This is a genomic window from Chitinophaga pinensis (assembly GCF_007896845.1).
GTDB classification, from domain to species: Bacteria; Bacteroidota; Bacteroidia; order Chitinophagales; family Chitinophagaceae; genus Chitinophaga; species Chitinophaga pinensis_C.
This window is the reverse complement of sequence record NZ_VOHS01000013.1, coordinates 119,291-143,500: the sequence shown is the minus strand read 5'-3', so window position 1 is coordinate 143,500 and position 24,210 is coordinate 119,291. Positions and strand designations below refer to the sequence as shown.

Here is a 24,210-nt window from a genome sequence, read left to right as displayed (position 1 = left end):
TTGTATGCGTACAGGCTGTAGTAGCTGATGAAAAGGGATATCTCTGGGTGGTAGATGCCGCTGGTATCGGACTGGGACCTGTTTTCAGCATAGCAACAAGTTGTGAAGATTAATCTCTCTACAAACAAGTAGAACGTATCTATCACTTTCCCGACAGCGTCACCGCAAGCGATAGTTATATCAATGATATCCGTATTGACAATACTAACGGTTGCATACATGACAAGTTCTTCAAACGGAGGGATTGTTATCCTGAATACAAATAGTGGGCAGTCACGTTTGTATTGCACCATTCTCCTTCTGTGATGTCCGATACCGCGTATCATTTCACCATGGATGGCCGGGAACTGACCAAAGCAGATGGCAGCATTCCTAAAATCAATTCTGACGGTATCGCATTGTCTCCGGATAAAGCATGGTTGTACTACAAACCACTTACTGATGACAGACTTTATCGCATCAATACCGCGTTGCTGCGTGATTTTTCCACACCTTCTCAAAAGATTGATAACGTGTGGAAGATCTTGGAAAATTCGTAACCTCTGATGGTATGGAATTCGACAAGAATGGTAATCTGTACCTTGGTGATCTTGAAAAAAGCAGTATTGTGAAAATCACGCCTGACTTAAAAATGCCATACAATCGCTGTAGATACAGTGAGGTTTTCATGGCCCGATAGCTATAGTATTTCAGCTGATGGATACCTGTATATTTCTGCTTCGCAGATAGCTCGTATGCCATGGTTTAATAATAACCAGAACCGCACTGTCTATCCTTACAAAATTTTCAGACTGAAATTGTAAGCAAATAGCATATGAACGGATAATAATCACATTGTTGTTTGTCGCAGTACAGTTACATCTGAAATAGCGCAGCTGGAAAAAGTAGCCACGGCTGATATGATATGGAATGGAGTCACTGTCACTGCTGATAAGCGGATATTTGTTGATTCCCCCGACTCGAAGGAGATAATGGCATCCGCATAGGAGAGATTCTTCCGGACGGAAAGATCGTTCCGTATCCGGATACTGACTGGAATAACTGGCAAACGGGTGCAGACGTCAATAAAAAATTCGTACGGACGAATTCCCTCCGCATAGGACCTGATGGATTACTTGGATTGTAGATACCGGTACGCCGGCAATGGGAGCGCCCCTTTACCTGACAGTGCGGCTAAGCTCGTAGCCATGATACCAGAACAATCGCATTGTACGTATCATTCCATTGGCGGGTGTTTCCACACAGGCAACATTTATTGATGATCTGCGTATGACCGGAATACAATCTATCTCACTGATGCCGGTGATCCGGCCTTGATGTAATGGATAAACAACCGGAAAGGGCAGGAGAGTCTTAACACACCATCGTTCTACAACAGACGAAAAGGCAATATGGGCAGAAGGTCATATCATGAAAGATAAAAGCGGAAAAGATGTACATATCCATGCCGATCAGCTCGAGATCTCTCCTGATGGGAAATGGCTCTATTTTCAGGCAGCAAGTGGTCCGCTATGGAAAGTCGAAACAAGATTGCTCAACAATGCAGATCTGTCAGAAAATGAGCTGCGAAGTCATGTAAGACTATTTTTCCAAACACCCTCTACAGGAGGGACCGCAATAGACGCCGCCGGTAATATCTATGTAAGTGATGTGAATAAACAACAGATTGTTCGTATCTCTCCGGAAGGAAAGCACAGGTTATTGTAAAAGATAACGCTTAAGCTGGTGTGATGCATTATGGATTGATGAAGATGGATATCTCTGGATGCCTGCCGGACAATTACATTTGCTGGCGCCATTTCTACAAGGTGTGGATAAAGTAAAATTGCCCGTTGTAATCTATAAAATGAAAATTAACGCAAAACCATTCAATAGCTGAAGATCTTAGAATATTCATATGGGGTTACAGGATGTTTCCTGTAACCTTTTTCATTTAGGAGATCCGATTATACCTGCTTACATAAGTATATTTCTCTGCCATAATAAACTAATTCTATTTTCCGTTTTTAAAGGGTATAATCAGCATGTTACAATTATATCTGGGAATCTATGTCGGAGAGACAAGTAACACATGAACGGAATCCCACACCTACATCGGAAAACCGCATTTCAAATCCACTGGACCTACGTTCTCTACAGGAACTCATCCATGAAAAGCGTTGTCTTACCCCGATAAGTCCGCATTGCGCTTCAGGGATCACGTAATAACATATCATAATTAAATAATTCTGCAAACCAATTTGCCAGACTGCTGGCCGATTACGGCATTCGTAAGGTATTATAGTCGGGCTTGCTGTAGATCGTTCTCCGGAAATGCTCTACTGTTGCTGGCTATTGTAAAGGCTGGTGCAACCTATCTGCCGTTGGATCCCGAATATCCACAGGCACGAATTGAGTTCATGCTGCAGGATGCAGGGGCTGCTTACCTGATTACATCAGAAAAATATAGTGACAGGTTTCAGACGATGGCTAAGAATATATTGATGGAAGATCTCCTGAGGCAGGCTCCTCAATATGATGTTACACCGCCGGATGTGATGATCACGATGCAGGATGTTGTCTATGTATTGTATACATCAGGCTCTACAGGACAGCCCAAAGGTGTACAGATTACACAGCTTGGTCTGGTGAATTCCTGATAGGCATGTTAAAAGAACCTGGTCTTGATCAACATGACAAGGTGCTTGCATTGACGACTATTTCCTTTGATATATCTGGTCTTGAATTATATCTCCCTTTATTAGTAGGGCGGGAAATCATCCTGACGGATGTGCAGACCTCCAGAGATACGCGTCATCTGATGGACATTGTCAGGCAACAAGGTGTAAACGGTCATGCAGGCTACACCTGCGACATGGAGAATGATGCTGGAATCTGCCTGGGAGGATCGCTTACCGTTAAAAGCGCTGATAGGTGAGAAGCCTTGTCTAAAAACTGGCAGAACGGCTGCTGGAAAAATGTGATGGTCTGTGGAATATGTACGGCCCTACGGAGACCACTGTATGGCTCACTGAAGAAGATCATATAGACGATGAAATTATTACAGTAGGCCGGCCCATCGGGAATATGTTTGCATACATATGGATAATCAGCTCCGGCAAGTACCGGACGGTACCGTGGGAGAAATCTTTATCGGTGGAGTGGGAGTCGGGGTAGGATATCTGAACAGGCCGGAACTGAATGAAGAACGCTTTATGTCTGATCCTTTTCTTCTTTGCCGGCGCCCGTATGTATAAAACAGGAGATCTCGGGAGGATCGTGAATGGAGGAGAAATCCAATGCCTCGGCAGAATGGATCATCAGGTAAAGATCAGAGGGTATCGCATTGAGTTGGGCGAAGTGGAACATGCACTCGGTAAACAGGCAGGCATCAAAGACGTGGTTGTATTGCCGAAAGATGAACGATTGATCGCCTATGTTGTACAAGAGAACGGTATTACAGCCAACTTCCCGGCATGGCAGCAGGCATTGAGAACTTCTTTGCCGGAATATATGGTGCCAAGCAATTTCGTATTGCTGCCCAGATTTCCATTATCTCCCAATGGAAAGGTAGACCGGAATGCACTGGAGGCGATGGGACAGGAGATAGAAAAAGCGAACCGTGTATACACAGCTCCCCGTACCGAACAAGAAAAGTTGATTGCAAAGATCTGGGAAGATTACCTGTACGTAGAGAAAGTGGGTATAAAAGACGATTTCTTCGAATTAGGGGTACTTCTATTGTAGCGATGCAGATCATGGCCCGCATAGAAAAAGAAATCGGGAAAAGGCTTCCGTTGGCGAGTCTGTTTACCGCCAATACGGTTGAAAAATTAGCTACTGAAATGGAACTGGATGATCAGTCCATTTCCTGGGATCTGCTGGTCCCCGTTAAACCCACCGGTACCAAGCCGCCGATATTTATCGTGAATGGTCTGGACATGAATGTGCTGCTGTTTAATAATATCGCCCGTAATATGGAGCCTGATCAGCCGGTATATGGTTTTCAGCCCCGTGGCCTCAACGGTGTTGATGAACCCTTTGAAACACTGGAAGATATGGCGGCGGAGTATATCGCTGCACTGCTCGAAAGAGATTTTCCTGATGGTTATGCTTTGGCGGGATATTCCTACGGTGGCGTAGTGGCTTATGAAATGAGCAGGCAATTACAGGCAATGGGGAAGAAAGTAAAATGCTGGCCATGTTTGATACCTACGCTTATAACAAAGGCCATTTTGAAACAGGCGTACCAAAATACATCCGTAAGATCAAACGTCAGTTCCCTAAATTCCTTTTTATTACGCAGTCTTTAATCCGGCATCCCAAAGAAACGCTGGACTATCAGCAAGCCTTTTTTGTCAGGAAATATAATGAGTTGGCCGTCTATATCGGACTGCAAAGACCTCCTGAATCAGACAGGGCAGAAGATAAGATTAACGAGAAGTATGAAGCGGCTTACCGCAAATACCATATGCAGACCTCTGATGCATGTGCCATAGATCTGTTCCGTGTGGATACCCGGCTTTACTATCTGGATGATCCGCTTTACCTCGGATGGAAGCCATATGCATTGAAAGGAATTAACGTGCATGATGTAAAAGGGGATCACAAAACATTTCTCATGCCGCCTAATGATAAAGATTTCGCTATCTTGCTGCAGCAATTGGTAGATGAGCGCATGAAAGCCTGAAACCAGTTTTAAAAACTGCTGACCTAAATGAAAAATCGTATCCTATCGTGCTCCTTAGCACTGCCTTTCCTGTTGTTAAGTTTACATAGCTCCGCACAGGACAACAATACCAGACAAAAGCGAATGAAATTGCCGCTACAGCCCGTGGGCATGTAGGTGTGGCCATGATGTCTCTGGAAAGTGGCGACACCATGACGATCAATGGACATGACCATTTCCCGATGCAGAGCGTATTTAAAGTACCATTGGCTATCGCTGTACTGGATCAGGTAGATAAGGGTAAGTTATCACTTGATCAGGTGATCCATATCACGAAGAAAGAATTACTGCCTTTTACCTGGAGTCCGATAAGGGAAAAGTATCCGGAAGGCACAGATATGAAGCTGAGAGAATTACTGACTTATACCGTATCGCAGAGTGATAATAACGGTTGCGATATTTTATTTAATCTGGTAGGCGGTACAGCATATGTTGAACAATATATCCATGGCCTGGGTATTGATAGCATCGCTATCAAAGCGAATGAAGAAAGAATGGCACAGGCATGGAAAGTACAATATACCAACTGGAGCTCACCTCTGGCGATGTTACAATTATTGAAAGGTATCCATACCGGAAAGTACCTGTCTAAAAGCAGTAATGAATTCCTGCTAAAGATCATGAAAGAAACAACGACAGGTCCTAAGAGAATGAGAGGCATGTTACCTGCTGATGCAGTAGTAGCACATAAAACCGGCTCTTCTGATACAAAGGACGGTTTGACCGCTGCTACCAACGATGCGGGTATTGTCACACTACCTGACGGCTCACACGTAGCTATCGTTGTTTTTGTCAGTGATACCAAGTGAATGAGGCTATCAGAGAAGGAGTGATCGCAAGGATAACCCGCCTTTTCTGGGATGCGGCTAACTAAGTTGTTGCTGCTTTAGCATCGCTACCCTCGATTCGTAATATTTACTCAGAAAATGATAAATCACCAGTTCATGTTTCCGCTGATTGGATGACAACATTCTGTTAAGAAACATGTGAATATAACTGGATAATAGCTCGTCCCATGTATGAACAGCCACATCTTTTATGGCTTGTCTTATGTGGGACGATCTTTTTTCCAGCAATTGAATAGCTTCTTCGATCTCATTGTCAATATCCTGTTGTGGATCCAGAAAGCTGCTTATCTGCCGCATATGCTTCCTGTAGCCGGCATTCAGTTGTGTTTGTAGTGACTGTCCTGCGCCAAATTCCCGGAAAAAGTGTTGCTGTAATCTTTTCAGATAGGTTGACTTGCGGGAAAGGGTATAACCAAAATCATCCATCAGCATATCAACTCCACGTATTGCCAGCAACCAGCGGAAATGTTCTCCCTCTTCTCCTTCCAGCAGATCTGCACAACCCAGCACCGCTTCACTATCATAACAGAAAATACGTTCACTTACAGCCATTGTGGTAGCGCCATATCTTTCCAGTTCCCGTACATAGGTATCAGTCTGTATCCTGTGGATAAGTCCCGGATCTATTGCGGCAGCTAAGCGCTCATGTAGTCCGGCAAGTACGATCGTCCAGAAATCTTTACGGTTTGCATGATGGAAGCGTATCCTGATATGATCTTCCGGATCGGTATAGCGGATGAAAAACCACTGCTCAATGACGCCGTCCCTCATCAGATGCTCCACCATTGGTTTAATAACCGTAGTCAGTATTTTCTCAGCAGTATTGATGCCGGCATATATCTTCACATATAGCCATTCACTGCCGGGAGGGAAATGTCGTTGTGGCTGATGGGGCGTCAATGCTGATGAAATGGTGACGGGTTGCAACGCATTGCTTTTAAACGGAAGAATAATCTCATTGGTAAATCTTCCCGCCTCCCCCTTTACCCAACATTGTGCGGGTGTCTGTAACACTTCCTGTAATGTCAGCTGCTCCCTTTTAAGCAGGCTAGTGACCAGCAGATGTACACAGGACGCATTTTCAAGGTCTATAAACAACTCATTGTCCCTGTCTGCTATACTTATGTACCTTGGAAGCTTTAAGGCATCTTTGATAGCCGAAAATGCCTTAAAATGCAGCTGTACGGATGCATTTTTCTGTAATGAAGGATAATCCTTACTGTGGATAAGCCAGGTGCATTTCTGCAATACGATGTGCTTATACCGTACCCTTGGCAGGAACGGCGCTTCTATTGGTAACTGCCATTGCCATCCGGTAGCATGTCGTAACTGCTGAAACTGTAGGTCACCCAGAAACTTGTATAGCGGCAGACTCCCTGTTGTAAAATTATGTGCTGTACTCAGTCTTGGAATGACTCTTTTATTGAATCGCTTCGAACGCAATATAACCTGCTCATTTTGTACGCTCACCAGCAGGTCTGTAACTGGTAGTTGTCTCTCTTCTGTCACACTGCCATTGCCCAGATAAACTATTTCATAGTCTCTCAGCTGCGGTCTTAACAGGATATTACCCGTTCTGGCCTCCGGCAGATGGATGATTTCTGCATAAATGACTCCGGGCTGCTGGCCGGCCTCTTCGTCCAGACAGTCCCTGACCAGTTGCTTTAAAGCGTTATCACCATGACAAAAGCGCCCCAGCAGATTCCCCGCAGAAGGACCTCCACAGGAGCTGAAATCAAAGAGATAATCGCCTTGATCCATAGCGGCTGCGTTCTCGCTGACAATACTCCCCATCAGGTAAAAACTGTCAGGTATGGGGGCGGTTGACGTGGTGGCCAGACTGTTGATATCATCATCAGTTAATAATACTTCCGGCTGCTGCATTTGAAGGCACTCCATATATCGCCTTAACTGAAACTGCCGCATAGTATTCCACGGGATCGTATCAGGTGTCCCCGTATTTCTGATCACGACTTCTTCCAATAAAGGGGCATAAGCCGCATAATGGCTGGTATAAGCACCATAACCAATGCCGGTCTCCGTATCCAGTGCAAGTGCCAGTGGTATTTCCTGCTCTTCATAGCGCTGACTGAAGGCTTTACAGAATTGTAGCAGATCGGGTTGCTTATTGACAACAGACAGCTTCCACAATACTTCCATCTGTGTCTGTATATCATTGATGACAGCCTCGCTGATCGTGTTGCTGGTAGTGGCCAGAAAGAGGTCAGTCTGTACCAGATCTTTGTTTTTTGTATCCGGTAATAACTGTTTTACAAGTGCATGCGTATGCAGATACTTTTCGATACCCGGTTGTGAAACGGTCAGTTGTTCCCTGATAGCACAGAGAATGTCGTATACAGGTTGTATACCTTTCAGTTTGCCCAGTTTATCTGTTAATACATGAAAGAATTCCTCACCGGTAATTGTGGGTTCCAACTCGCTGATCAAAAGTTGACTGTCAATTAGTTCGTCAATGAACGTACGCGCCTCTTCCTCCGTAATATCATCAGCTGTAATATGCTGATAAAGCATCTGTCTGGTAGCGCCCTTTTCCGCTATATCTAATATAGCTTCCAGATAAGGGGAATGATTTACCGCTGTCAGATCATACTGACGGAATTTATCTTTTACCGTGAATGCTGCATAACGGTAAGTATCTCCGGTCCTGTAAACAGAATTGTTCCGATAATAGCGTAATTGTTCCTGTACAGCTGGCATACCTGCAATCGTTTCTGCCAGTTCCGCCACATAGTTCATATCCAGCCGGCAATGCTGTTGATGTGCTGTCACAGACTGTATATATACGCTCGTGACAGATCCGGTATAACCAGTACTACAACCTGCAAATAAGCCATAAGGTGTACAGCGCGTGCTCATCCTTAACAGATAGCGGAAAAGTGATAATACCAGTTTCTCCTGATCCTTTTCACTGAAGATCTGCCCTTCCTGCCATTTCCTCAGTTCGCTGCTCAGTTCGGGGGAAGCAATGTAGATCGCCTCAGCCAGATAGGATGTAGCAAATACCTTTTTTATTTCATCAGCCAGCTCTTCATAAGGCAGCTGTAAAAAGCGGGTTAAAAATTCTATCGGCATCAGTGGAGCCCTGAGCAGATAGAAGCCTTTATTAGTTATCATAGTGATCCGGATAGAACCAATAAGTTAACTTTTATCCATATAGTGATAGCCCCCCTTAAAAGGTGATATTTCAACAACTCGAAAAAAACTACAGAAAATCCCCCTTTCCAGTGATAGAGCTGAGCGGCCTTTATCCTTATCTTTAAGAGTAATGAAACCCGAACCCTCATTGCCCAAAATAAACCTGACTGCTAAAGAACAGTATTCATTTCTTAATATTTAAACCACTTGTTAACTATGAAAAAAGCGTCAAGCAGAAAGCTGAACCTTGGCAAGATCAAGATCGCCAGATTAAGCACAACAAAGCAGGAAGTTGCCAATCAGCAAGCTAATGCGCCAACTTACACTGGTTGCAGCCTGTTTAAATGCCCTCCTCCTCCGGATGCCAGAAACTAAGTACAACAGTTTATTCAAAATCTAAAACCACATTCTTATGAAAAAGAAAGTTGAAAAGAAACTCGATCTCGGGAAGATTAAATTAGCTAATCTGAACCGTGAAAAACAGGATTCGATGAATGGTGCAGCTTTTGCTCCTACCACCACCGTACTCTCCTTTAAAGTGTGTACAGACGATATTAGCCAGGGCGCGCCAATTTGCAGCGTAGACTCCTGCCGTTTCTAATTTTATGATCATGGTGCGGTGGTGTAGTAATGCAGACCGCATCATGATTTGTTGTGATGACCGTATATGGATTATAAGAAAAGTGCCGGGAAGATCTTACAGGATATCAGCAGCTCGCTGGACAGTTTTACAGAAAAGGATGCCTCTCCCGGTTTATTAGGGGGATATACAGGCGCCGCTTTATTCTATGCTTACTACTATCAGCTGACAGAAAAGGAAGAACACCTGAACAAAATACATCAGCTGCTGGAACGTGCGGTGCATGATCTGGCGGCTACTGCATTGCCATTCTCCCATTGCAATGGTATTGCCGGAATCGTATGGGGTATACAACATCTCATAAAAGCAGGCTTTGCTGGGGAAGATGAACTGGAAGATATTTTTGAAGAAGTAGATGAAGTACTGGGAAGAGAAATGCTATCCGCTTTACAACAGGGGGGCTACGATTTTCTGCATCAGGGCCTTGGTATTGCGCTGTATTTTCTCGAAAGAAACCATTATACTGCTGCCGGCCAATGGTTGCCCGCATTGGTGGATACCTTGCAATCCACCGCTATTGAAACCTCCGCCGGTATTACCTGGAAAGATCAGCTGACCGGACTGGCCGATCGTCCTGCAGGGTTACATTCATTTAACCTCGGACTTGCGCACGGCGTACCAGCTATTATCTCTATTCTGGGAATGATCCACAGTAAAGGTATCGCCGTCTCACAGACAGAAAGTATGATCCGGAAAGGGATCAGCTGGATCGAAGCCTGCAGGAATCTTCCTGAAGAAGAAAGCACGTCTTTGTACCCGGTATTGGTGGATGAGCGACATAAGGCGCTTACTGGTAAGCAAAGCCGCTTAGGCTGGTGTTATGGCGATCCGGGCATTGCCACACTCATGCTGAATGCCGGCAGATGGCTACATGATGACTACTATGTAGAAAATGCTTTGCGCATATTTCATCATACGATCCGACATAGAAACCTCCAAAACAGTCATGTACATGACGCCTGTCTTTGTCATGGAAGCGCAGGGATTGCTCATATTTACAGACGTGCCTGGCTGCAGACAAAAGAGCCATTTTTACTCAATGGTGCAACAGATTGGTTACAACATACCTTACAGATGAATACACATAAGGAAGGCCCTGCGGGCTTCCGTTTTTATGGTAAAGATGACTACGAAAACAGCTATGGCATCCTCGAAGGCGTAGCTGGGATAGGACTTTCACTCATTGCAGCTATCGATCCGGATACAGATCCCGCATGGGACCGGTGTATCTTATTATGCTGATATTTTCCTTATATTACATATAAAGCCGGTTGCCTCTTGTAAAGTCGAATGTTACCCATTACTGTCCGCATTGGCATATTTTAAATGGATACAAATGATCCGCCTGTATTTCGTAAACAATCATCCTCTCATTCTCGAAGGTCTGCATGCATTTTTTGATGACGAAAATGACATATTGATCGCAGGACATGCCAGGAGTGGTTATGGTTGTCTTAAATTTCTGATGCACAATAGTGTTGACATCATCATTATTGATACCTGCCTGCCTGATATAGACAGCGCAGCATTGTGTGCCAACATCAGATTGGAATATCCGGCTGTAATGATATTAGTGCTCAGCTTCCTGAAAGAAGAGAGATATATTGACCGGCTGTTGCAGAGCGGCGCAAATGGATATGTACTCAATACCGCAGATAAAGAAGAACTGCTTTTTGCCGTTCATTCAGTTTATGCCGGAGCCATTTATCTCTCTCCGCCAATCAAACAGGCCATGAGCAGTGAACGGGTTGGGCTACAAAAAAATTTCCCTTCTCTGACGAGAAGGGAAAAAGAAGTGTTAAGTCTGATATCTGAAGGAAATACCAATGCTGAAATTGCAGAAAAGTTGTTTATCAGCGCAGATACTGTGAATAGTCACCGGAAAAAATTACTGGCCAAACTGGAAGTAAAGAATACCGCTATGCTGATCAAGTACGCTGTTGATAACAAACTGCTGGTCTGATCAGTTACTTACAAAAGTGATCTTTTCCACAACAACGCCCAGTTTCTTCATCGCTGAGGCATCGCTTTTCACCTTTTTATCACCGGTTACCTGATCATATAATTTAGGGTCGCTGGAGTTGTTGGCTTTGAACATGATATTCACACCTTTACCTGCGAAGGAACCTCCTTCCCAGTCTGCTATTTCTCCACCGTTATCCCATTCGAAACCATTGATTCTGAAGTCACGGCCGTTTACTTTAACTACTTTATCCAGCGGATCGCCTACTTTAATACCAAATGGCGGTTTCCATTTTGAATTCTCTTTAGTGAAAGTAACACCGGTTTTAGTCCCTTCGAATGACACTTCTATTTCATTGTCCGTATCCGGGAATATAAAATAGGCCGTACCAGCATCGTTTCCCTGAAAATCCTGTGCAGAACGTGCCACCACATTATCCTTTCCGTAAAGCGCATACAACTGTTCCGGTTCACGCACCTTGAAAACAGGTCTCACATCCCAGTTGAAATTATCTGATGAAGCACTCACTGGTGCAGCAGGTGTACTTCCGGGTTCTGCGGGTATATCATTACCACTGGCAGTAGCACTTGTCGTACTTGTAGTTGATTCGCCGGTAGTAGTAGTGGCATCCGGAGAACTGCTGTTAGCATCCGCAATAGCAGGTGTTGGCAGCTGCAATGGCGGTAGTTTAGCCGGAATAGCCCCTGTTGTATAGAGCGTCGCTTTTTCTTCAAGAAGTGCTTTGTTTTCCCCCTTAAACTTATTCACGGTATAAGTTGCCAACGGGAATACACTGTTGGTCTGCAGGTTCATCGCGCGAAGATTGGCAATGAACTGTTGCCTGTTCGTATTGCTGTACTGATACACAAATTTCAGAGAAGCATCCAGCGCAGCAGGATCTTTCACCAGTTCTGTCATTGTCTTATCAATATCCAGTCCGGCAGCGCCGCTTCTTGACATCTGTTCGGTCACAAAAACGATAAGAGAATCGTTCCTCACTTCATAACGTTTTGCAAACTTAGTGGCGTAGTCTTCTGCGATCTTGTCCTCCAGTTTTGTCTGCGCTTGTATGGTAAGGGGTAAAGTGAATGCTAATATGGCAATGATGCGTTTCATGCATGGTCGTTTTAGTAACAGGAAATTGGCCTGGTAACAACCAGACTATTACCATTACTAAATTATAGAATAATCCTGATTGTTAGTGCGGATATAGCTTTTTTACCTTGCGAACCGGCTGTAGGGTGAAGAAGACTGCCATCCCCCCGGCCAGTATCCCTGAGAGCACCGACAGTAATATTCCGTTAAAACTGTAGTTCTCCGGTAAACAGACATATACCCCGACCATAGCGGCTAACGTCAGAACCAGCGTAAATATTGCGTTAATAGTAGCGGTTTTTAGCATGAAACGCAGCTTTATCTGTTTAGATGGGATAAAGCTGACCAATTGCTCCTTTTCCAGTAATGTGGTGGTTTTGTTTAATATATCGATAGTAATAAAGAAGGGTAGCAATAATGCCATCGGTAACAGGAACCTCGCAATGGGATGCTCCCCCTGAAACAGATATACATTATTCAGATCGTCAAATCCATAATAGGGCACCAGCGCATTGATCACGAGGTTAGTGGTGAAATAAAAGATAGCCTGACGCTGCGAAAACTTCTCTAAAACACTATTGATGCGCGGGTTCATGCTGATGGTTTGTGGATAGTAAAACCTGCATTTGCTGCAGAATAGCTCTGGCTTTTTCAGCCGGGAGGAATGCCTCCTGCGAGATGAAAGAAAAGTCTGCCTGTCCGCCGAAAGTGCTGATCACAAGCGTGTTGGCGTTTCGCCATGGGAACGCTGCACTGGGACTGTAAATAGTTTCCAATACAAAGTTGTCATACTGCTCCGGAATATCCAGCCTGCCCATATTTGATAACGTGACATCGTGTGTGCCGTCTGTCTGTTTCAATAGCCTGACCATATACCTGCCTGCTGAATGAAAATAATCACTGGTGAACAGGAGTTTTCGTATATCCATTTTATCTATAGCATCTGTCAGGTCATTTTTCAGCTGACGTGCCCTGGCCCAGAAATCAGCTCCTTTTTCCGCACTGGTCGACAATTCCGCTATCGGTGCAAAAGCAAATAACTGATCCGTTTTGATCTCAGGAATAAACCTGCGGATATCTACCGGAGAGATCACTTTTTCATGAGATGCCGCTCCCATGACCTGCCGGTGAGCCTCCATAAAAGCTACCGCAAATGCAGCATGCATGCTTGTCTTTTCTGTCTTACAACAGTTGGCTAGTCGTGACGTTACATTGCTATCCATTTTCCAATGCAGGAGGTAATGATCACCGGGGACCGGGACCTTCCCGCGTGTTTTCAACCGGAGTACCAGCCAGGCAAGTCCGGACAGTAAACGCAGCCGGATCTTTAACCCGACATTGTTTATCAGTGTATTGGGTATAAATGTCAGGATATCTTCAAATGCCGGATAAGCAATCAGTCGCGTTTCCGGTTTATCCAGTACCTGCAGTAACTCCCGCATTAAAGTCAGGATAGAGCTCCCGTCACAAATGCAATGTGCACACACCAGCATCAGTTCTGATACATCTGTTGAACGGATCCATACCAGTCTGGCCAGCGGACCTTTTTCCACATCAAACGACTGTCTCCACTGTTCCGTAGATATGCGCTTCCAGTCCTCATCTGACTGACGTTCAGTAATCTGTACCGGAATAGGAGGGATCCGGGTGTCTGTTACGAAATAAGGCCTTACCTGCTCGTTTTCCCTGATCACAACACCCAGCAAAGGGTGTTTCTGCTGGATCTTTGTAAGGGCATAGGTCAATCCTTCAAGGGTGAGCTGACCACGTACCTTCGCAGTAAAAATGCAGTTCACGGTGGCCGTGCCATCCACATACATGATCCGCTCACCCAATATTAACTTTCTATTCATACGCTGGTTAAATAATTGATGACAAGGCTGCCTCCGGCGCCTGTACAGGTAATTCTTTTGTTAACAGCTCCATCGCCATTTCCCTGATAGCAACGGCATCCTGATAATCCAGTACCTGATAATTGGATACAAAAGAGAAATCAATCTGCCCTTTATAGGTGGAGGTAATAATGGTGGTTGGATTGGAAAAAGGGCCTATTACCGTCGGACTAAAAATCGTATCTATTGTAAAATGTTGATACCGTTCGGGAACGTCCAATTTCCCCATGTTAGAAAACATCAGGTCATATACCGGTTTGCCGTAAGTCAGGAACTTTCGCATATACTTAATGCCGCCATGTGCATATTCAAAAGGCAGCATAAAAGCATAAGGATTCATCTGTTTTATTTTGCGGGAAGCGACTGTCTGTAGCGCCTTCGCCCGTTGCCAGAAAGGAAGCTGTTGTGAGTTGTTGAGTGATAACTCCAGCGACAGGCCAAAAGAGAAAATCACATCTTTCCTGATCTCAGGAATAAACCGGCGTATGTCCACCGGACAAATAATTTTATTCATCGCTTTTTCTCCCTTCACCAGTTTAAATGCACGTAAGAAAGCCACACAAAGCGCTGTATTAACTGTCACCTCCTGTAGCGCACAATGCTGAAACAAGGCAGCTGATACCTGCCGGTCCAGTTTCCAGTGTAACAAATAATCCTTCTCCCGGCTGATCGGCTGCTTGCCCCGGGTATTAACCATGGCTGATACAGCAGCCAGTGCGCCCTTTATAAACAGCCCTTTCAGTTTCGCTTTAAAGATCTGCTGCTTCCCATTGAGTATATGCGCCGGTACTATATCCTGCAGGGTGGTAAAAGCAGGATGCGCGCCAATCTGTTTATCCGGGTCATCCAGTACGGCCAGTATCTCTTTTACCAACATTAACCCTCCGCCACCATCACACATGCTATGATGAAAGGTTAATATTAGTTCCGACTGCGGATCTCCCTTTAACCACGTCAGATTGATCAGGGGACCTGATTCAATATTAAAAACACTTGCCCATGCATCCCGCACCTCCTGCTGCCAGTCAACAGCAGAAGTACGCTCTTTGATGATCAGCGGTATCGGTTGATAGACCTCTGGTATTTCAAACCAGGGAGCACCGCTGGCGTCGTTGCGGACGGCTGCCCGTAACGAAGGATGCCTGGCCTGTACTTTGGCTAACGCAACAGACAGTCCGGCTGCTGTTATAACGCCATTAATGCTGATCACATACACACCGTTGAATGGGGCCGTCCCGTCTCCAAGCATGAGCCTTTCGGGAAGCAGTAATTTTCTTTTCATAACGCTGGATTTATTAAACAGATAGGGTACTTTTCTTCTCCTTTGCAAATGTTTCCAGTAATGCGACAGCCTTATCATTGCCGCCGGCTTTGATGAATGTTTCCCTGATGTATTGTGCTGATTTCCGGTACTTCGGATTATCCAGCACCTCCCACATCGCCGCTTTCAGATCAGGGACACGTAGTCTTTTATAGCGTAGTTTGATGCCACAACCTGCATTTTCAATAAGAGATGCAGTATGGAAATGATCATAGGCAATAGGTGTGATTAACATGGGGAGTCCATTCACAAAAGCATCATTCACCGTGTTAAAACCTCCATGGCAGATCACGGCCTGCATATGTGGCATTAATGCAGATTGTGGCACAAAGCCCTGTACAATGAAGTTGTCCGGCCATTCGGAAAAAATAGCGGGATCGGTAGCTGCCACAATAGTAATAGGTTCATCCGCAAATGCTTCTATCAGCTTCTGGAAAAACTCTTTCCTGATATCCACCAGCAAGGTACCCAGGGATACAAATACCTTGGGTGACATGGCCCTTGCCAGCTGATCCCAGTCAAAAGGCGTATTGTTTGGTCTGCCTTTTACCGGTCCTACAAAACGCATATGTGGCAGCGGCTCTTTACTGCCGGCAAATTCCTGCGACGTGAATACTATATTTAGTTCCCGTGAATGGATCACATATTCATCCGTATAGATCCCCAATTCTCTCTGTAATGATCTGATCAGGTTTTGCTGCCATTCAAATATCTTCGGCGACTGCATCGCATCTCCTGTTACATCAGGAGGAACCGGTGTCGTTGTTACACAGGGTATATCTTTGATATGAGCGCAAAGGGCACCGGCAAACGTGATACAGTCGCTGATGATCACATCCGGTCTGAACTCGCCTGCGATCCTTGATACCCCTGCCAGCATATATTTCGCAAAGGGGATATAGGTGTCTTCCAGCGCCAGTTTCAATGTCTCTGCACCTGATAGTTTAGGCCCCTCATCCTGCAATTTCAGTATTGCCTGTATCGCGGACTTATAAGGCGCCAGTTCTTTGTGTGGTACAATAAATTGTCCGCCGGCAGGGATATGTTCTGCTCCGAGCTCTTTCAGCCCTACCCATATCACTTCATGACCTCTGGCCAGCAGACTACCGCCTACACTCAGGGTCGGACTGATGTGCCCAAAGAACGGCGGTACTACAAACATAAATTTTGACATGTGTTGACATTGATTAATGATGGAAATGTTTAGGGATAGCCAATTCTTCCAGTAAGGCAATAGCAGTGGCGGCGCCACCTGCCTGCGCAAAGGATTGTTGTATGCGTTGTGCGGCTGTTTTGTAAGATGGATTGCTTAGTACATCCCACACTGCTTCTTTCAGATGTGTGGCCTTAAACCGCTTGTAATTCAGCCGTAAGCCGCTTGCTGCCTGTATCACTCTTCCTGCCACATGAGACTGATCATAGGCTATAGGGATAACCACCAATGGCAGGCCGTGAGATAAGGTTTCACATACGGTGTTATGACCGCCATGGCATACGACTGCATCCAGATAAGGCAGGAGTTCCAGCTGCGGAACTTTGTCCTGTACGATAAAATTGTCAGGCCACTCTTCAAAAAGACTGACAGCTGACACGACGATCACTGTGAGCGCTGCTCCTCCCAATGCGTCTATTACTTTGCCGAAAAACTCTTTTTTATAACTATGGTCGAATGTAGTACCGATAGAGACCAATATCCGCGGATGTTTATCCAGTTGCCGGAATCGCTCCCAGTCGAATGCATGAAGAGATTGTCTGTTTAGTATCACCGGACCAACAAACTTATAGTGATCAGGTAAAGCCATATCACCAAAAAATGTCTTCGAAGTGTATACCAGTGTCAGTGCCTCTGACGTAGCCACTGAAACGTCTCCCGGGATACCCAGTTCCTGTTGTAAACCCACAATCTGTCTGATCTCCCATTCATGTATACCCGGCAGATCTTCCATCATTTTGATTGCTGCAGGTGCGGTGACAGATGTCGCATAAGGGATTTTCAACTGATAGGCTGCAATCGCACCAGCAAACAACTGATGATCATGGATAATCACATCGGGCTGAAACTGGTGTAGTATATTGATGATGCCGTCATACATAAACCTGTTTAAGGGAATCAGTACTTCTTCATACAGGAACTTGATACTCTCAATACCGGAAACATTCTTTTTAGTGATCTGATCAAGGTATTGTTCATTGTCTTTTTTCGCTGCATCATCCTGATCATATCGCACGTGTAACAGTTCACCTCCTTCCGGTAATCTGCTGGCCAGCGTCGCATCAAGGCTGATCCAGCCAACCCTATGTCCGCGTCGCAGCAATGCAGCTCCCAGACTGAGCGTCGGATTAATATGTCCCATCAATGGGGGAACTATAAACGCAAAGCTTGCCATAGTCTGTTGTTGATCTGTTTGATTTTGACCTGCCATCCTTCGAAGAAATCTTTCAGTTTGCCGGCCGTTTCTGCTGGCTGTTGTATCGGCAGATTATGATCTCCCTCAATGAGGATCAGTTTTGAACGGGGTACCGTGTGATATAGCTTCCGGCCGGAAGGCAGGCAATTGGATGATTTCCCATAAATAAGCAGCGTCTCCTGTGGAATGCTGTCCAGTGCTTCAGCTGAAAAGAAGAAACGTTCATTGTGCATATCTTCCTTAATACTGGTCTGGTAGAACAGGTATTCATACATCCGGTGATTTTTATCCAGCTGCCGCTTACCTACACGCATCCGCGTCGTATCTGTGTAGTTGTTGATATAGTCCACCAGAAATTCTTTGCTGTAGATGTCAATAATGCTCAGCGTCTCGCTGTCACTGGGGTCGGGGGCTTCGATCACCGCCAGTTTTTTCACTCTTGATGGATAACGCATCGCCATTTTCATGGCTATAAGTCCACCGTAGCTGTAACCAGCCAGATAGACTGATTTCAGGCGCAATGCATCCATCAGGTCGCGGAGGTCATCTGTCATGGAAAGCAGGTCGTAACCATATTCACAGCGATCACTCATACCATGACTTTTCATGTCATATAACACAACATGAAAAGACTGCGCAAGTACAGGTGCGATATTGAAATAATACACAGAGAGATTACTGAACATACCATGGATCAATACAATAGTTTCTTTCGCACCTTTATTGTATTCCTGAATATGAACGCTCTTGTTTTTACTTTGATGACTGGCATGATTCAATGTATTTAATGATGTCATCCAGTTTAAGATTGATCAGCTGGTCAAGGTCCATACCGGAAAGCCAGCCGGTGAAGTCAATATGCTCACCAAAATGTGACTTTACTTTTTCAGAGAAAGAAACGATCTCGATGCTGTCCATCTCAAGATCTCTTGTAAAAGAACTTTCACGCGAAATATCCAGGTCTTCCACAAATTCTTCTCCGATCACTTCAGTAATGAAGGTCTTAAGCAGATTGAAGATCTGTTCGCTGCTTAAAGGCTGTTGAGTAGTTATAGCGTCCATCCTATGATATAGTTATTGTGTTTAATTGTTTGAACGGTGATATCACCAATCCTTAATTTCTCACCACTAATGCTGTCTATTTTGTATTTCTTCGGATTGCCCTGCAGCCCTTTACCAATGTATTTGCCATAGGCCTCTTTCGCTACCCAGCACCGGATGATCCATGCTGTATGATCAGCTGCTGGCAGTAAGGCCAGTTCCTCCGGGTGAAAGGCCAGTCCGATAAAACCATCCGTCTTTTCTGCTATAAGCTCTATATCAATACCGGCAGGCCTCCCTGATCGGGCAATACCAACTGCTTCCTTATCTTTATGGGCGATTGAGATGTGGATATCCTGAGTCATGGCCCCTTCGGGGAATGGTTGTCCCGACTCATCATTCCTGATCTCAAATTCTATGGGGTAATACGCTTCCTGTTTTTCTTGTTTTAACAGGGCTCTTATGGCGTCTTTTACTGCCACCCGGCTGATAATACGTTCCTTGCGTTTGTTGGGCAGCATAGCCCTTAAACTGGCCTTTTCTGCCTGATTGAAATAACGCTTCATGATGAAGTCCCACGATACAACCCTCTGATAGGCGTTACGGAACAGGAATATACCCGGTGCGATTTCTTCTGACAGACGGTTATGCAGCGGCGACATTGAAACCTTCCATAGCGGTTCATCTATTTCCAGTCTGGCATTCTGCCAGCCTCTGATGATGGCCCAGGTACGGTTATCTCTGCGGAGAATGAAATCTGCCGTGGCGGTATCGTCAGTCATGTCAGTCAACTGACAGGTACATTCAAATACTCCCTGCTGGTCTTCCATATCTTCATAAAAGATCACCTCCTGAATCTTCACAGGGAATGCGATCCTGTCTTTTTCAGTGTCAGTTGCAGCCAGAGTCCGAATAATTGCCCTGCATTATCCAGCAACGAACCTTTGCCCGTACTGCTTTCGATGATACCGGTGATTCCTTTATCTCCCACAGTGATGATCTTCCGGATACCCTGATAAGCAGGTCCGTGAAACATATGTTGCTCATAGATCTCCGTCGGAGTTCTGGTGATCTGAAGTGGTGTGCCGGTATGTAGATGAAGTGTTGGAGCGATTTCCGGTCTGTCAGTTACATGCACCAATGCATGCGCATATTTGTCAATGCTCATCGCAATAGTATGATTGCCCTGCCATTCTCCTTTAACAATCTCTCTGAAAGGTGCCGCTACATTCATCCATTGGAATACCTGTATCTGTGAGATGCTTTTCACCTTGCTGTCAGCAGCATGTTCAGCCGCGATATCGGCAAACAGTTCGAAGATCATTGTCATCGGAATAACAGGATCCATATCATCGGGGCAATGCCAGCCGGGTTTCTGCCGTAGCAGTGCATGGTCAATGAGATAAGGGGTATTTTCCAGTGAAATATTCAGCTGTCTGGACACCGGCGTCCGCCTGGGGGCAACAGTGGTTGTTGTATTGAACAAGGCAATGATCTCATCCTGTATCGCCGTAATCTCCTCGCAATTCTCCAGAAATGACTGCATCACCGGTGTTGCTGCTACAGGCATAGCCGCTCTTGCCTGCGTTGGCCGGAGATGGGCTAATGCTGTGATGTTTTTTACGATCGGTGAACCCAGTTGTAGTTTTACAGGTTTGCCTTTCGGAATTGTCTTTTCCCGTGTACTGTTGATGCCGAGAAAAGATAAGTCTACTGCTTTCCCTTCGGTAAAAAGGGCGGCCAGTACTCTTTGCAATTGTTCCAGTCCCGTGCGGGTTGGTATATTGGCAGATAATGCGCTATACGATTGCCCCTTTAATGTATCATCTACGAAGCCTGTCAGTCCTCCCGACCCCACCTGTACAAATACCCTGACACCCTGCTCATACAATTGCGTGATCAGTTGCCTGAAGCGTACCGGTTTGATCAGATGGTCTATACTAAGTTGCCTGATCGCTTCAGCATCATTGGGATAGGTACTCAGGGTAGTGGCCGACCATAAAGGAATGGTAGTTTCCTGAAAGGTGACCTGACTGATACCCTTGAGTAACATGTCCAGCTTCCCCGCCACAAAAGGAGAGTGGAAGCCGGACTGGAAAGGAAGTACCTGATGGAAAAGTTGTGCGGATCTGAGTACTGGTATCAGCTGATCTACTGCTTCATTGGTACCGCAGAGGATGACCTGCTGCGGACAATTATCCATAGAAAGATGAATATCTGCAATGCCTTCCAGCATAGGTGCTAAGCGTTCATAGCCACAGCCTACAACCAGAAAGCGGGTATTCTTTTGTTCAAATGCAGCCGGATTGAGTTCCTGTAATAACATCCTCACTGAACTTTCTGCTGCCAGTCCTGAAGATCGCCCCGCCAGCCATTCACCGAGACTATGTCCTGCATTCATGTCAGGGTATACGCCCAGTTGTTTAAGGGCTGTATCCAGTACATGACTCTTCTCCAACAGCTGCACCGCAGTATCCCATACGCCTTCTTTACTGATGGCAGATGTTGCAGTCAGCGGTAATTGGAAGTATTCCGCCACACTAGCTGTTTCTCCGCCTGCCAGTCCATCCAGTCCGGGAAAGAGAAATGCTACTTTACCGCCTTTGCTGATAAGCGGGGTATTGGTAAACCAGATATCCTGTTTATTCCGCCACGGAGAATTTCTCTCTACGATCTTGATGGCCTTGCGTATACGTTCCGGTGTAGGATCAAAAAGGGCAATACGGTAGTCTCCCTGACCGGGATCCCTTGCCTGTTGTTCCAGCGCCTGTATCAATGCCTCTTGGCTTTCTCTGGCCAGTAATAACAATGCCGGTGTAACCGGCGCGTTACCATTGAATAATTTACGGACAGGCACCAATTGTTCGCTGACGCCTTCTACGACTACATGGGCATTGATTCCTCCAAAGCCAAAAGCGTTAATGCCGGCGCGTTTTGGCAAACCTGTTTCCTGCCAGTCCAGTGGAGCAGTAACCGGTGTAAAACGCGTCTGTGCCATTATCTCAAGCGGTGTATCACAGTGCAGTGTAGGGGGGAGTTTACCATGATATAATGCCAGAGCAGTCTTAATCAGTCCCGCAATCCCGGCAGCAGGCATGGTATGCCCTATCATGGATTTAACAGAGCCAATACCTGCTTTGGGCAATTTCCCCGGCTGACCGAATACTTCCGCCAATGTTTCCAGTTCTGTCCTGTCACCCAGCGGAGTACCTGTGCCGTGCGCTTCTATATAGCCTACTTCTGCTGTTGATATGCCCGCAGCTTCCCAGGCCTGTCGGATAGCGGCTGCCTGTCCTTTTACAGAAGGACTCATCACACTGGTGCCGGCTCCGTCACTGGCTACACCGGTGCCTTTGATAACCGCATATATTCTGTCCTTGTCACGGATCGCGTCTTCCAGTCTTTTTAATACCACAAATCCGCATCCTTCTCCAATCAGCAGGCCGTCCGCTTGTTGATCGAAGGGACGGATCTGCTGACGCCGGGATAACGCGCCCAGCTGAGTAAAGATGCTCCAGAAAGGGGCATTTTGTGAGACGTGTACACCACCGGCAATAATCATGTCTGACCGGCCGGTACTTAATTCCTGTATGGCGTGATCTATGGCAAGCAATGAACTGGCACAGGCGGCGTCAATGGTGTAAGCCGCCCCGCCGAGATTCAAACGGTTGGCTACCAGAGAGGCTACCAGATTGGGGATCAGTCCCATGGCAGTATCCGGACCAAAACGTCCTTTCTGCTGCTGGAACTCCTTTTTGACTTTATCCAAAGCTTCCTGCCCCAGATCTGGCAACAGGTTTTGCAATACCTGTACGATCTGTTCTCCTGTGCGCACAATCTCAATCGCTCTGGTAGCACCCGGGCCTGTATAATTGCCTTTTCCGATGATAATGCCCGTCCTGTCCAGTGGCGCATGGCTGTCTGTTACGCCGGCATCCTGTAACGCCTGTCTGGCGAGTGTAAGGGTGAGGAGTTGTTCCGGTTCCGTCCCTTCTACCGCCAGTGGCAGAATACCAAACTGGATAGGATCAAACCAGGCATAATCATCGATAAAACCTCCTTTCCGGCAATAGAAACGATCTACATCGGTGGAACGGGTATCAAAATAACTGGCATCCAGCCGGTGGTCCGGTACAGGCTGGATAGCATCTCTTTTATGAATAATATTTTGCCAGAACGTATGTATGTCACCGGCGCCCGGGAAAATACCGGACATGCCTATAATAGCAGCGTCAATCTGTTTTTTCATTGTCACGACTTTAGTTGTGGTAATTGCCTATTCCGCCATGATCAGTACCTGACTCTCGTTGCCGTATTTCAGTTCGTTTACAAATGTTTCCATACCTGCCTGTAAGGGGATCAGGGCAATACCTCTGCGTTCGTATTCCTTTTCCAGTGTGGGCGATACCATACCGGTGCCTTTCCACGGTCCCCAGTTGATAGTAGTCACCTTTCCTTTGATCAGATTTTTCAGTTCCCACGCATATCTGTCCAGCACACTATTGGCCGCCGCATAATCGGTCTGTCCGCGGTTGCCATATACAGACGCCACGCTTGAAAAGAGTACGACAAATTGGGTATCTGCCTGTAGCTTTTCTACCAATATTCTCAGTGGTGTGACCTTGGTGGAAAACACTCTTTCAAAAGAGTCTGCTGTCTTCTGTCTGAAGAGTTTATCTTCCAGCAGTCCGGCTCCATGTACCACACCATCTATGCGGCCATGGGTCTCATACAGGGTGCTGATCAGCGTATGCAATGCTGCCTCATCTCTGAGATCCAGTGAATAATAGGATACAGTGGAACCATTCTCTTCCAGTGCCCGTATCGTTTGTAAGATCTGATTGAATTTGTGGATATCTGAAGCACGTTTTTCAATTGCAGCCGGCGTGGTGATCTCACCCTCCCTGATCAGCTGCTGTTTGATATCTTCTTTTGTTTTCAGTGCCGTATAATTCGGCAGGTCCTGTGTCCGGGGATCCTGAGAACGGCCTACCAGCACATAATGGCAGGGATAATCTTTGGAAAAGCGTACCATTAGTTCAGCTGTAATACCCTGAGCGCCGCCCAATACCAATACGACTGAATCTTCCTGTAAAGCAATGCGAGAGGTGTCGCCTGCCGGTAATTGCTTAGGCACC

General features: G+C 45.8%; 24 protein-coding genes. 12 read left to right on the top strand and 12 right to left on the bottom strand.

Annotated features, from left to right (window positions below):
• Nucleotides 1–305 precede the first annotated feature (305 nt).
• The 8 genes from FEF09_RS15200 to bla all read left to right on the top strand — a co-directional run bounded on the left by FEF09_RS15200 (nt 306) and on the right by bla (nt 5,517).
• Nucleotides 306–539, top strand: coding sequence for an L-dopachrome tautomerase-related protein (locus FEF09_RS15200; RefSeq protein ID WP_146305910.1), 234 nt, complete (start codon nt 306–308; stop codon nt 537–539).
• Nucleotides 540–1,410: 871 nt separating this feature from the next.
• Nucleotides 1,411–1,707 (top strand): SMP-30/gluconolactonase/LRE family protein, encoded by a 297-nt coding sequence (locus tag FEF09_RS15195; protein ID WP_146305909.1) that lies wholly within the window; start codon nt 1,411–1,413, stop codon nt 1,705–1,707.
• A gap of 617 nt (nt 1,708–2,324) precedes the next feature.
• Nucleotides 2,325–2,639 (top strand): AMP-binding protein, encoded by a 315-nt coding sequence (locus FEF09_RS15190; RefSeq protein WP_186774355.1) that lies wholly within the window; start codon nt 2,325–2,327, stop codon nt 2,637–2,639.
• Nucleotides 2,640–2,644: 5 nt separating this feature from the next.
• Nucleotides 2,645–2,917, top strand: a complete 273-nt coding sequence (locus FEF09_RS15185; RefSeq protein ID WP_146305907.1) for a hypothetical protein — start codon at nt 2,645–2,647, stop codon at nt 2,915–2,917.
• A 263-nt stretch (nt 2,918–3,180) separates the two neighbouring features.
• Entirely contained in the window at nt 3,181–3,726 is a 546-nt protein-coding gene (locus FEF09_RS15170; protein ID WP_146305904.1) for an AMP-binding enzyme, read from the top strand.
• An 11-nt stretch (nt 3,727–3,737) separates the two neighbouring features.
• Nucleotides 3,738–4,292 (top strand): thioesterase domain-containing protein, encoded by a 555-nt coding sequence (locus FEF09_RS15165; protein ID WP_186774354.1) that lies wholly within the window; start codon nt 3,738–3,740, stop codon nt 4,290–4,292.
• Entirely contained in the window at nt 4,181–4,669 is a 489-nt protein-coding gene (locus FEF09_RS15160; RefSeq protein ID WP_146305902.1) for a hypothetical protein, read from the top strand. Before FEF09_RS15165 ends, FEF09_RS15160 begins: the two co-directional genes overlap by 112 nt.
• A 164-nt stretch (nt 4,670–4,833) precedes the next feature.
• The gene (gene bla, locus FEF09_RS15155; protein WP_261387513.1) at nt 4,834–5,517 is read left to right on the top strand and encodes a class A beta-lactamase, subclass A2; all 684 of its coding nucleotides are present in this window, start codon (nt 4,834–4,836) and stop codon (nt 5,515–5,517) included.
• Between the two features lie 57 nt (nt 5,518–5,574).
• Here the strand turns inward: bla and FEF09_RS15150 are convergent, their stop codons facing one another.
• Entirely contained in the window at nt 5,575–8,691 is a 3,117-nt protein-coding gene (locus tag FEF09_RS15150) for a lantibiotic dehydratase (RefSeq protein ID WP_146305900.1), read from the bottom strand.
• Between the two features lie 237 nt (nt 8,692–8,928).
• Between FEF09_RS15150 and FEF09_RS30755 the strand changes: the two genes are divergently transcribed.
• From FEF09_RS30755 to FEF09_RS15135, 4 genes are all read left to right on the top strand, one after another.
• Nucleotides 8,929–9,087, top strand: coding sequence for a hypothetical protein (locus tag FEF09_RS30755; protein WP_012789110.1), 159 nt, complete (start codon nt 8,929–8,931; stop codon nt 9,085–9,087).
• 37 nt (nt 9,088–9,124) lie between these two features.
• Nucleotides 9,125–9,313 carry a hypothetical protein gene (locus tag FEF09_RS15145; protein ID WP_146305899.1) on the top strand — a complete coding sequence of 63 codons (189 nt, stop codon included), beginning with the start codon at nt 9,125–9,127 and terminating at the stop codon, nt 9,311–9,313.
• 66 nt (nt 9,314–9,379) lie between these two features.
• Entirely contained in the window at nt 9,380–10,594 is a 1,215-nt protein-coding gene (locus FEF09_RS15140; protein WP_146305898.1) for a lanthionine synthetase C family protein, read from the top strand.
• Nucleotides 10,595–10,688: 94 nt separating this feature from the next.
• Nucleotides 10,689–11,315, top strand: a complete 627-nt coding sequence (locus FEF09_RS15135; protein ID WP_146305897.1) for a LuxR C-terminal-related transcriptional regulator — start codon at nt 10,689–10,691, stop codon at nt 11,313–11,315.
• On the opposite strand, the gene FEF09_RS15130 is transcribed toward FEF09_RS15135, so the two are convergent.
• The 11 genes from FEF09_RS15130 to FEF09_RS33075 all read right to left on the bottom strand — a co-directional run bounded on the left by FEF09_RS15130 (nt 11,316) and on the right by FEF09_RS33075 (nt 24,209).
• On the bottom strand, nt 11,316–12,431 hold the full coding sequence (locus FEF09_RS15130; RefSeq protein WP_146305896.1) for a hypothetical protein: 1,116 nt from the start codon (nt 12,429–12,431) through the stop codon (nt 11,316–11,318). It lies immediately after the preceding gene.
• 82 nt (nt 12,432–12,513) lie between these two features.
• A complete protein-coding gene (locus FEF09_RS15125) occupies nt 12,514–13,005 on the bottom strand; it encodes a hypothetical protein (protein ID WP_146305895.1) in 492 nt (163 codons plus the stop codon).
• Nucleotides 12,986–14,263, bottom strand: coding sequence for a condensation domain-containing protein (locus FEF09_RS15120; RefSeq protein ID WP_146305894.1), 1,278 nt, complete (start codon nt 14,261–14,263; stop codon nt 12,986–12,988). Before FEF09_RS15120 ends, FEF09_RS15125 begins: the two co-directional genes overlap by 20 nt.
• Nucleotides 14,264–14,270: 7 nt before the next feature.
• Nucleotides 14,271–15,584, bottom strand: a complete 1,314-nt coding sequence (locus FEF09_RS15115) for a condensation domain-containing protein (protein WP_186774352.1) — start codon at nt 15,582–15,584, stop codon at nt 14,271–14,273.
• Between the two features lie 13 nt (nt 15,585–15,597).
• Entirely contained in the window at nt 15,598–16,797 is a 1,200-nt protein-coding gene (locus FEF09_RS15110) for a glycosyltransferase (RefSeq protein WP_146305892.1), read from the bottom strand.
• 13 nt (nt 16,798–16,810) lie between these two features.
• Nucleotides 16,811–18,010 carry a glycosyltransferase gene (locus tag FEF09_RS15105; RefSeq protein WP_146305891.1) on the bottom strand — a complete coding sequence of 400 codons (1,200 nt, stop codon included), beginning with the start codon at nt 18,008–18,010 and terminating at the stop codon, nt 16,811–16,813.
• Nucleotides 17,989–18,828, bottom strand: coding sequence for an alpha/beta fold hydrolase (locus tag FEF09_RS15100; RefSeq protein ID WP_146305890.1), 840 nt, complete (start codon nt 18,826–18,828; stop codon nt 17,989–17,991). Before FEF09_RS15100 ends, FEF09_RS15105 begins: the two co-directional genes overlap by 22 nt.
• Complete coding sequence (locus FEF09_RS15095) at nt 18,785–19,093, bottom strand: acyl carrier protein (RefSeq protein WP_146305889.1); 309 nt, start codon at nt 19,091–19,093, stop codon at nt 18,785–18,787. The genes FEF09_RS15100 and FEF09_RS15095 overlap by 44 nt, the downstream gene beginning before the upstream one ends.
• Nucleotides 19,081–19,935 (bottom strand): 4'-phosphopantetheinyl transferase family protein, encoded by an 855-nt coding sequence (locus FEF09_RS33080; protein ID WP_261387512.1) that lies wholly within the window; start codon nt 19,933–19,935, stop codon nt 19,081–19,083. Before FEF09_RS33080 ends, FEF09_RS15095 begins: the two co-directional genes overlap by 13 nt.
• Entirely contained in the window at nt 19,932–23,321 is a 3,390-nt protein-coding gene (locus tag FEF09_RS15090; RefSeq protein WP_261387511.1) for a type I polyketide synthase, read from the bottom strand. Before FEF09_RS15090 ends, FEF09_RS33080 begins: the two co-directional genes overlap by 4 nt.
• Nucleotides 23,322–23,348: 27 nt before the next feature.
• A complete protein-coding gene (locus FEF09_RS33075) occupies nt 23,349–24,209 on the bottom strand; it encodes an SDR family NAD(P)-dependent oxidoreductase (protein WP_261387510.1) in 861 nt (286 codons plus the stop codon).
• Between the last annotated feature and the right edge of the window lies 1 nt (nt 24,210).